General features: G+C 46.6%; 3 protein-coding genes and 4 pseudogenes. 5 read left to right on the forward strand and 2 right to left on the reverse strand.

Annotation, left to right across the window (positions count from 1 at the left end):
- The first annotated feature begins 189 nt into the window (after nt 1–189).
- The 3 genes and pseudogenes from MiSe_RS51690 to MiSe_RS44240 form a co-directional block, all read left to right on the forward strand.
- Nucleotides 190–1,125: a polyketide synthase dehydratase domain-containing protein gene (locus MiSe_RS51690; RefSeq protein WP_264197006.1), complete on the forward strand. Its 936-nt coding sequence runs from the start codon at nt 190–192 to the stop codon at nt 1,123–1,125.
- Between the two features lie 7 nt (nt 1,126–1,132).
- A complete protein-coding gene (locus MiSe_RS44230; RefSeq protein ID WP_264197007.1) occupies nt 1,133–5,527 on the forward strand; it encodes an SDR family NAD(P)-dependent oxidoreductase in 4,395 nt (1,464 codons plus the stop codon).
- Nucleotides 5,528–5,640: 113 nt separating this feature from the next.
- Nucleotides 5,641–6,549 (forward strand): annotated as a pseudogene (locus MiSe_RS44240) (beta-ketoacyl synthase N-terminal-like domain-containing protein); the annotation flags it as partial.
- A gap of 44 nt (nt 6,550–6,593) precedes the next feature.
- Here MiSe_RS44240 and MiSe_RS44245 read toward each other — a convergent pair.
- Nucleotides 6,594–7,833, reverse strand: a pseudogene (locus tag MiSe_RS44245) (RNA-guided endonuclease InsQ/TnpB family protein).
- 93 nt (nt 7,834–7,926) lie between these two features.
- Between MiSe_RS44245 and MiSe_RS44250 the strand changes: the two are divergent.
- Nucleotides 7,927–8,793: pseudogene (locus MiSe_RS44250) on the forward strand (CurL C-terminal domain-containing protein); the annotation flags it as partial.
- A 16-nt stretch (nt 8,794–8,809) separates the two neighbouring features.
- On the opposite strand, the gene MiSe_RS44255 reads toward MiSe_RS44250, so the two are convergent.
- The gene (locus tag MiSe_RS44255; protein ID WP_226592896.1) at nt 8,810–10,021 is read right to left on the reverse strand and encodes an RNA-guided endonuclease InsQ/TnpB family protein; all 1,212 of its coding nucleotides are present in this window, start codon (nt 10,019–10,021) and stop codon (nt 8,810–8,812) included.
- A gap of 55 nt (nt 10,022–10,076) precedes the next feature.
- Here MiSe_RS44255 and MiSe_RS44260 point away from each other — a divergent pair.
- A pseudogene (locus MiSe_RS44260) lies at nt 10,077–10,571 on the forward strand (acyltransferase domain-containing protein); the annotation flags it as partial.
- Nucleotides 10,572–10,693 lie beyond the last annotated feature (122 nt).

Here is a 10,693-nt window from a genome sequence, read left to right on the forward strand (position 1 = left end):
GCGCCAACAATGCCTCCTAAACACAAAAGTTAATATCAATATTGACGGCGAATGAATAAGCCCTTGTCGCATTTCATCCACCGGATAAATCGCGGCGGCTTTCATGCTCCCGTGCTACTTTAGGTAACTTATGCCCGCCCGAAAATCGACCTAATTTCCAATGTCACAGGGGAACTAGCGGCGGATGAGGTGGCTACTCCTGAATATTGGTGTCGGCACGTCCGCTGCTCCGTGCGGTTTGCAGCTGGCATGGAGGCGCTCTATCGTGAGGGTTATGAAATTTTTCTAGAATGTGGACCAAAGCCGATTTTGCTCGGAATGGGACGTAAGTGCTTCCCTGAAGGAGTAGGTCGATGGCTGCCTACTTTGCGTCCGGGGCAAGAAGATTGGCAGCAAATACTCCAAAGCTTAGCTCAGCTTTATGTGGAATGCGTGCAAGTGGATTGGTTAGGCTTTGACCAAGACTATGAGCGACGAAAGGTTGCACTGCCGACATATCCGTTTCAGCGGCAGCGGTATTGGATTGAAACGGCTCAAAAATCCTCAATACCAAATAATCAACCATCAAAAAGACAAGAAGCTGTTAATCCCCTCCTTGGTCAAAGGCTACGATCCGCTCATAAAGATATTCTGTTTGAGTCCTACCTCAGTTCTGATACGCCAGCTTTTCTAAAACACCATTCCGTCTACCAGAGAACCATTCTGCCTGCCGCTGCTTACTTGGAAATGGCGATAGCCGCCGCGAGCGCTGTGTTCAAATCCGAGAATTTGGTTATAGAGGACGCAGTCATCTATGAGGCACTGATTTTACCAGAAGAAAAAGTCCAAACAGTGCAGTTGATTCTTAGCCAAAAATCGGCGGAGCCAACATTCCAGATTTACAGCTTGGTAACGGACGATCAAAAATCAGAGGAAGAGTCTTGGAAGCTACATATCTCCGGAAAGATAGTTGTTAAAAACCAACAGCCACAACCCCAACGAGTAAACCTATCCGAGTTGAGGGAGCGGTGTGTCCGGGAGCTATCTGTGGAAGCTTACTACCAACAATGTCGTGAGAGGGGCATTGATTATGGTACTTCATTCCAAGCTATTGAAATGCTCTGGAGAGAAGAAGTAGAAGCCTGATAGTCGAATTCGGTTACCTGAAGTCTTAGTTTCCGAGGCTTTTGATTATCAGATCCACCCAGTACTGCTGGATGCCTGCTTCCAAGTTGCTATGGCTGCTTTCCCCGAATCAGAAACCTATTTGCCACTGGCTGTAGAACGCTTGGAAGTCTATAAAAATCTAGGACTCAGCCTGTGGAGCCATGCTCGTATGCGTCCTGTTGAAAGTTCGAATTCAGAAACTTTGACAGCCGATTTACGTTTGTACGATCAAAACGGAACAATCGTGGTTCGAGTAGATGGTCTCTCCTTCAAACGAACCAGTAACAAAGCACTGCTGGGAACTTCAGAAAAATCAAAGCTGGACTGGCTCTATGAAGTAGAGTGGCGACAGGCGGCGCATTTTGGTCGCTATGCGCCACTGAACTATTTCCCTAATCCTAGAGAAATTTGCGCTCGCCTCACGTCCTACCTCGTTGAGCTAATTCCACAACCAGAACTATTAACCCAACTCGAAACTTTGAGTGTCGCCTATGTTTTGCAAAGTCTCGCTCAAATGGGATGGAAATTCCAACACCAGGCAACCTTCAGTAGTGCATTTATAGCCGATCGGCTAGGCATAGTCAGGCAACACCGACGACTGTTAGATCGTATGCTCGAGATGTTGGTTGAAGTTGGCGTGCTACAGCAAGTCGGTCTTGAGTGGGAAGTAGTTTCTGTACCCCAAATTCAAGATCCACAGCAATATTGGAGTACATTGTTGGAGCAATACCCGACCGCCTTTGCAGAGTTAACCCTGCTTGGGCGTTGCGGCTCGAAACTGGTAGAGGTACTGCGAGGAGCTTCTGACCCGCTACAGTTGTTATTCCCAACAGGCGATGTCACAACAGCAGCAAGTTTATATCAACACTCCCCAGCCTTTGCACCAATAAACACACTAGTGCAAAAGGCAATCTCTGGGCTGCTAGAGCGTCTGCCTATCCGATCTGGAGTGCGAATTCTTGAAATTGGAGCCGGTACAGGTGGGACAACCTCTTGCATTCTGCCGCACCTGAATCCCCATCAAACCGAATATGTATTTACTGATATTGGAGCTTTCTTCACGACTGGGGCCAAGGAAAAATTCCGCGACTATCCCTTTGTAAAGTATCGGGTTTTAGACATTGAAAAACCACCTGAAAGTCAGGGATTTAAATTACATCAATACGATTTAATTTTGGCGGCAAATGTTCTGCACGCTACTAAAGATTTACGGCAGACTTTGCAGCATGTACGGCAGTTATTAGCCCCTGGCGGGATGTTAGTCTTACAAGAGGGAACAGAGCGTCGGCGCTGGATAGATTTAATATTTGGATTGTTAGAGGGATGGTGGAAATTTAGCGATCGCGATCTGCGTTCTAACTACCCACTACTTTCTGGCGAACAGTGGCGCAAATTGTTGCTAGCAAATGGGTTTAAAGACGCGGCAACTATTAGCTCTCAGGTTGAGAGTTTATTCCCACAGTCGGTTATTGTAGCTTCTGCTGTAGATACCCAACCAGAACAGGTAACATCTGAACCGAGCAGTTGGCTAATTTTCGCAGATCGTTGTGGTATTGGTGAGAATTTGGCCGAATTGCTGCTGTCTAAAGGAGAAGTCTGTACCCTAGTCTTTCCCGGACAGGAGTACAAAAAGTTATCAACAGGATTTGCCATAGACCCAAGTAACCCAGCCGACTTTCAGAAGCTGCTTTTGACAGTGGGAACAGATCAACCTGCCTTACGAGGAGCGATCCATCTGTGGAGCTTAGACGCGGTAAAGGTTGATGCTCTGACAGGAGCAGACCTGGAGGTGGCTTCAAAGCAAGGATGCGGCAGCACGTTGCATTTAGTCCAAGCTTTAGTCAAAGCGGGATTTTCCGTCCCACCTTCTCTCTGGTTAGTGACTCGAGGTGCAGTGTCAGCAACAACTCAAAACCCCAATGTTCTGGAGGTGGCGCAATCACCTTTATGGGGAATGGGGAAAGTCATTGCTCTGGAACACCCGGAACTGAACTGCGTGCGGGTCGATTTAGATCCCTCCCAAGTCGGGAGGGAGGTGGAAGATCTCTTTCAAGAAATCTGGTCAGAGGAAAAAGAAGACGAAGTAGCCTTCCGTGACGGTATACGCTTAGTGTCGAGACTGGTACATAGCTGCAAAACCCGAAACCCTAAAGTTGAAGAAAAGCTCAATATCCCAAGGGATCAACCGTTTCAACTAAGTATATCTACTCGGGGAGACCTAGAGAATTTAGAAATACAGCCGACATCGCGTCGTCAACCCAGTGCGGGGGAAGTAGAGATTCGAGTTATCGCTACGGGGCTGAATTTCAGAGACGTTCTCAATGCCTTGGATTTGTACCCCGGAGATCCAGGTCCCTTGGGAATAGAGTGTGCTGGCGAGATAGTAGCCATTGGGCAAGGAGTGGAAGGCTTTGAGATCAAAGAGGCAGTTTTTGCGATCGCTCCTGGTAGCTTCAGCCAGTACGTAACAGTCAATGCTGCTATGGTAGCCATTAAGCCAGAAGCCATCAGCTTTGAAGCAGCAGCTACAATCCCTGTTACTTTTTTGACAGCCTACTATACGTTGCACCATCTCGCCAAAATATCTCAAGGAGACCGAGTGTTGATCCATGCAGCTACTGGTGAGGTAGGTATGGCTGCCGTTCAACTAGCCCAACAAGCAGGAGCTTCAGTCCTAGGCACAGCGAGTCCTAGTAAATGGGAATTTCTGAAGTCCCTGGGAGTCAAACACGTTATGAACTCCCGCACCCTAGATTTTGCCGATCAAGTAATGGCAATTACCGAAGGTCAGGGGGTGGACATTGTACTAAACTGTCTGGCTGATGAATTCATCCCGAAGAGTCTCTCAGTTCTCAGGGTTGGAGGTCGCTTTTTAGAAATTGGCAAGAGGGGCGTTTGGACTCCAAGTCAGGTAGCCGAGGTAAGATCTGATGTCTCCTACTTTCTTATCGATCTGATACAGGTGTGTCAAGAGCAGCCAATTTTGATCGGCTCGATGCTACGTCAACTGATGCAACAATTCCAAGAAGGTAAGCTCAAGCCCCTTCCGCGAAAGGTATTTTCGCTTCAAGATGCTGTTAGCGCCTTCCGCTATTTACAGCAAGCCAAACATATTGGTAAGATTGTCCTATCTCGGTGGTCAAAGGATGAAAAATCTGCACTGCCAGAGCAACTCACCTTCAACAGAAATAGTACCTATTTAATTACTGGCGGTTTGGGTGGTCTGGGTTTACTGGTAGCTCGCTGGATGGTAGAAAAAGGAGTACGGCATCTGATGTTGGTAGGGCGCAGTTCTCCTAATGATTCTGTCAAAAGTCAGTTAAGAGAATTAGAGCAAGCAGGTGCAAAGGTAATCGTAGAACAAGCAGATGTGTCTGATCCAGAGCAAGTCGCCCGAGTGCTAGGAGATATTGAGCGATCTGCGCCACCGTTGCGGGGAATCATCCACGCCGTTGGTGTTTTGGATGATGGTGTTCTATTGCAGCAGAGTTGGGAGCGCTTTGAACGGGTAATGATTCCCAAAGTACAAGGGGGATGGAATTTACATAGCTTGACCCAAAACCAGTCCTTGGATTTCTTTGTACTCTTCTCTTCTACGGCTTCTTTAGTGGGTAATTCGGGTCAAGCCAACCACTCAGCTGCCAATGCTTTTTTAGATACACTGGCTTATTATCGTCGGGCAATCGGGCTGCCGGGACTAAGTATTAACTGGGGACCTTGGGCTGAAATAGGAGCCGCTGCCAAACATCAGGTAGTTAACCAGTTCGAGATGAAAGGTATAGGAACCATCGCTCCACAGCAGGGACTAGATGTGTTGGAGCAGTTGTTTTCACAACCATTCACACAGGTTGGGGTGATGCCGATTAACTGGTCGCAGTTTATGAAGCGATCGCCCACTTCATCAATATTTGCTGACTTTACGGAAATATCCGAACAATCATCTGTTCCCCTAGTTCAGTTTAGGCAACAATTAGAGGCGGCTCTTGCCAGCGAACGGCGAACACTTTTGGTTGCACAAGTGCGAGCGCAAGTGGCAAAAGTTCTGGGTTTAAATCCGTCTGATCCTATAGACCTCAAGAAAGGGTTTTTTGAGTTAGGGATGGATTCTCTGACATCTGTAGAGTTGAGAAATCGTCTGCAAAAGTGTTTGGAATGCAAGTTGCCTTCAACCTTGACGTTTGACTATCCCACAGTGGAATCACTTGTGAATTATCTGATTCAAGAAGTGCTGGCAATGGAGTTTGATTGGGAAAATACAGTGATATCACCACAGGGGCATAGGAAATATGAGCAGTCAGCCAGCTTGGAAGAACTGTCTGCTCAAGAAATCGCCGAACTCCTAGCCCAAGAATTAGCAACTCTACCAGAAGACAACATCTAATAGACTTCTTGCTCCCAGTCAGGGAACAGGGAACTTCTTAACAGGGAACAGGTAGAGAATTTGACGCTTTCATAGCGAAATTTGATTTTATTTTTAATTTGGCAAGAGGTCTAATGAATAAAAATTCAGCAAATACAGACTATCAGGCTTTGATGAAGCAGGCAGTGCTTGAACTCAGGGATCTGAAAACCAAGCTCAAAAACTTAGAACAAGCAAAAACAGAACCAATCGCCATAATTGGTATGGGTTGCCGATTTCCCGGAGGCGCTGACAACCCAGAAGCTTTCTGGCAGTTATTGCGCAATGGAGTGGATGCGATCGCCGAAGTACCGTCAGACCGATGGAACCTTGATGCCTACTACGACTCAAACCCAGATGCTCTTGGAAAAATGTACACCCGCCACGGTGGGTTTGTCGATCCTCTAAGGGAGTTCGATCCCCTGTTTTTTGGCATCTCTCCCAGAGAAGCTGTCAGTCTTGACCCTCAGCAACGTTGGCTTTTGGAAACAAGCTGGGAAGCGCTGGAGAACGCCGGAGTGGCACCCGATCAACTAGCAGGTAGTCAAACGGGCGTATTCGTCGGCATCTGTAGCAATGACTATTTCCAGCGCTTGCTGACCAGAGAAGCAACAGAAATTGACGCTTACCTAGCCACAGGCACTTCTCATAGCGTAGCATCAGGCCGTTTGTCCTATATTCTGGGTTTACAAGGACCGAGTCTATCTGTGGATACAGCCTGCTCTTCATCTTTAGTGGCAGTTCATTTGGCTTGCTCTAGCCTTCGCAATAAAGAGTGCAATCTCGCCCTGGTAGGGGGTGTAAACCACCTGATCTCACCAGAATTGAGTATCAATTTCTCAAAAGCTGGGATGCTGTCCGCCAATGGTCGTTGCAAAACCTTTGATGCCGCCGCTGACGGCTTTGTCCGTGCAGAAGGTTGTGGAGCGATCGTCCTCAAGCGCCTGTCGGATGCCGTAGCTGATGGGGACAACATCTTAGCGATAATTCGTGGATCAGCATTGACATACTCCCCGCCGTATAACGGGCGGGGATTCTTGTTCATGGTTCACAAAAGTCCACTTGCTATCTCAGGTTGCCCATCAACAGTAGAGGCGGTCTTCTCCCCATGCTTTCGGTTTTCCAACCCAGATTCCCAATGCCCTTGGGTACTGTTGTTTTGCCACTCTATACCTAAAATCCCCATGCCCTTTTTGAGTATGTTTAATGCCGCGTTTGTATCACGGCAAATCTCGATACCACAATTAGGACAGGAGTGAGTTCTGGTACTTAAGGACTTTTTCACTCGATGTCCACAGCTAGAACAATCCTGAGAAGTATAATTAGGCGATACTGCTACAACTACTTTATCCCAGATTTTTCCGTAGTAGTCCAACCACTGAGTGAATTGATACCAACTAGCGTCAGAAATTGACTTAGCCAAATGATGATTTTTGACCAGATTCAACACTTTTAAATCCTCATAGACAATCACATCGTTGGAGTGAACCACGCATCGAGCTTGCTTAATAGCCCAATCTTTACGCTGTCTTTGAATTTTAAGATGGAGTTTTCCTAGTCTCTTTCTGGCTTTGTGGTAGTTATTTGATTGGGGTTTTTTACCCTTGACAAATTTCTTACTTAATCGTCGTTGCAGTTTTTTCAAACGGCTCTCGGATTGACGAAGATATTGGGGGTAAATAACAGCATTATCGTTTTGGTCTTTGGTGAAATATTTTAGTCCCAAATCTAACCCGACGACTTTACCCGTAAATTTTCCCGGTTCTTTTCGCTCCGCATCGAAACAAAATTGAGTATAATACCCATCTGCTCTACGCACTACTCGAACTCGGTTTATCTTTAGTCGAAATAGGTCTTCCCTAGTTACTCGATCGCAGTACAAAGATAGAGTTCCAATATTGAACCCATCGCCAAAAGAAATACTTTTGCAGTCCTCTGATAGCTTCCACCCTGATACCTTGTATTCCACCGAGCGACAATGCTTTTTGAACTTAGGATAACCTTTCTTCTTCTCCTTTTTTTTGCAACGACTATAGAAGGTAGAGATGGACTGCCAAGCTCTTTCTGCACTAGCTTGACGTGCCGCCGAATTTAACTTTTTGGCAAAAGCAAACTCTTTGGCTAAATCAATGCAATAGCGAGTACAAATCGGCTTTACTGACTCCTTGATTATCCATCCAGTATCTTATAGCCTTATTTCTAATGAATTGGGCTGTGCGAATGGCATCATCAAGAGCTTTGTATTGCTCTTTTGTTCCGTTTAGTAGCTTGGCTTCTCTAACTATCATGCGATAATTTTATCACAAAACATTGCTGATAAAATATTAAAATAAAATTAAAAGCCGCCCTAGAAGGGGCGGGGCTTTAGACCCAAATTTTTGGTAAATCAGGATGGTCGCACCAGTGGCTTGACAGTTCCCAATGGGCCATCTCAGCAAGCTGTGGTTCGCAGAGCCTTGGAGAATGCTGGGGTGGAGCCAGCCCAGGTCAGCTACATTGAGGCTCATGGCACTGGCACATCTCTCGGAGATCCAATTGAGGTCGCAGCCTTGGGCGTCGTCTTTGGCAAAGACCGCGCCCAATCAGATCCACTGATAATCGGTTCGGTGAAAACGAATATAGGTCACTTAGAAGCCGCCGCTGGGATAGCTGGTCTGATTAAGGTTGTACTACAACTGCAACACGAAGAGATTGCACCCCACCTGCACTTTAAACAGCCCAATCCTTACATCAACTGGGATGAATTCCCATTGGTAGTATCAACTTCAGCCAAACCCTGGCTGTCTGGGGCAAAGCGGCGGGTGGCGGGGGTGAGTTCTTTTGGCTTTAGCGGCACCAACGCACATATCGTACTAGAAGAAGCAACAATATCAGCACAGATGCCAGCAAAAGCGGCACGCCCGTGGCATTTGCTGACAATATCGGCAAAGACTGAAGCAGCACTAAAGCAATTGTCTGAGCGGTATCAAAACTATCTCAAAGCCAATCCGACCTTAGCTATTGAAGATATCTGCTTTACTGCTAATACAGGGCGATCGCACTTCCGTCATCGGCTAAGTGTAGTCGCCAACTCCAGCGCCCAAGCGTGTGAAAAGCTCACTACCTTAATAGCTGGAGAAAAACCAACAGGAGTATTCCAGGGGCAGGTGTTGGGTAATAGTCAGCCCAAGATAGCCTTCCTCTTTACAGGTCAGGGTTCCCAGTATATAGGCATGGATCGCCAGCTATACGAAACGCAGCCCACATTTCTTGACACTCACCGCCCTAAAAGTGCGGTGATTCTTCGTTCATAGACCCAACTTGCTCTGACAGGATTGCTCCAATCAAAGTAGAGGTCGGATCTCCCGAAGCGTTCGGGTCTACGACCCAAGTTCCCACATGCCCTGTGGTACTCAAGGCTAATTTCAGGATATTAATTGCGGCATTCCAGTCTCTATCTAAGATGAATCCACACCGACAAACGTGGGTTCTCATGGATAGGGACTTTTTGATTAACGTGCCACAGCTAGAGCATTCCTGGGAAGTATAGGCAGGATTAACGGCAATAGTTATCTTGCCAAACTTTTCTCCGAAATACTCCAGCCATTTCCGGAATTGATACCAACCAGCATCATTAATCGATTTGGCGAGACAGTGATTCTTAACTAAGTTCTTGACCCTCAAATCTTCATAGGCAACCAAATCGTTAGATTGGATTACGCAACGCGCCACTCGCTTGGCATGTTCTTCACGCTGCCGACTTATTTTGAGGTGTACTCGCCCTAGCTGATTAATGGCTTTTTTTCGGTTGGCAGAGCCTTTCTTTTTACGGGAAACATGCCGTTGTCTAAACTTCAGCCGTTTCTCGCCTGTTCGATAAAACTTAGGGTTAGGTTCAGTATGACCATTGGAATCAGTGTAGAACTCCTTAAGTCCTACGTCTAATCCAAGCATCTTACCTGTCAGTTCTGTGTCTACTTTGTTCTCGGCACTTATCAAGAACTGCACATAGTAGCCATCAGCACGACGCACCAACCTAACCCGTTTTATCTGGTCTAATTGATAGAAGTGTAAGTCCCATGTTCCTTTGAGTTTAAGCTTGCCAATCCCTTTCTTGTCGATAAAATTAATCAAACGTCTATCAGGGGAAAGCGTCCATCCAGAAGTTTTGTACTCAACTGAACGGCAGTTTTTCTTAAACTTTGGGTAGCCTTTCTTCCCTGGAACAGACTTTTTGCAGTTGCTATAAAACCGAGCAATTGCACTATAGGCTCTTTCAACCGCAACTTGACAAGCGTGGGAGTTCAATGCTTTCACGAAGGGAAACTCAGCTCTCAATGCTGTGTTGTAACGATACAGTTCTTTCTGTCCTACACCTCGGTTGTCCATCCAATACCGGATGCACTTATTGCGGACAAATTGAGCCGTCCTAACCGCCTCATCTATAGCAGCATATTGAGTTGTTTTTCCCTTAGCCTTGAACTCTAAAACAATCATTTGACGTGGAAAAACCTACGGCAACTAGCATATCACAAATAAAGTCGCCCTAGAAGGGCGAGGCTTGTATCCCATTATTTTTGGTCAAATCCTCGATAGTTGCGATCAAATTCTGCGGTCTGTTGTAGAAATATCAATATTGTCAATCCTATACCCACAGCCAGGGATGAATTCCCCTCTGGATCAGACAGCTTATACTCAACCTGTCTTATTTGCCTTGGAATATGCTCTGGCTCAGTTATGGAAATCTTGGCTTATACAACCAACGGTAGTCATGGGTCACAGCGTCGGTGAGTATGTCGCCGCTTGTGTGGCGGGGGCATTCAGCCTGGAAGATGGCTTGAACCTGATTGCACAACGAGCCCGTTTAATGCACTCCCTACCTCAAGATGGCGAGATGGTAGTGGTGTTGGCAGATGAGAGCAAGGTGGAAGCAGCGATTCAACCCTACTTACAACAGGTGGCGATCGCCGCGATCAACGGTTCTCAGAATATCACGATATCTGGCAAGCGTGAGGCAGTAGCAGCAATCGTTGCCACGTTAGAAACACCTAAAAAGTTCGGGAGATTGGTAGCCCCGTCAATTCATTGCGGGGCGGAAAATCGACACGAGCGGTTTTAACCGCAGTCAGTATTAAATTTAGTTAATACTGATTTTAACCTCTAAAAGAT

The sequence above is a fragment of the Microseira wollei NIES-4236 genome (assembly GCF_020521235.1).
Taxonomy (GTDB): domain Bacteria; phylum Cyanobacteriota; class Cyanobacteriia; order Cyanobacteriales; family Aerosakkonemataceae; genus Microseira; species Microseira wollei.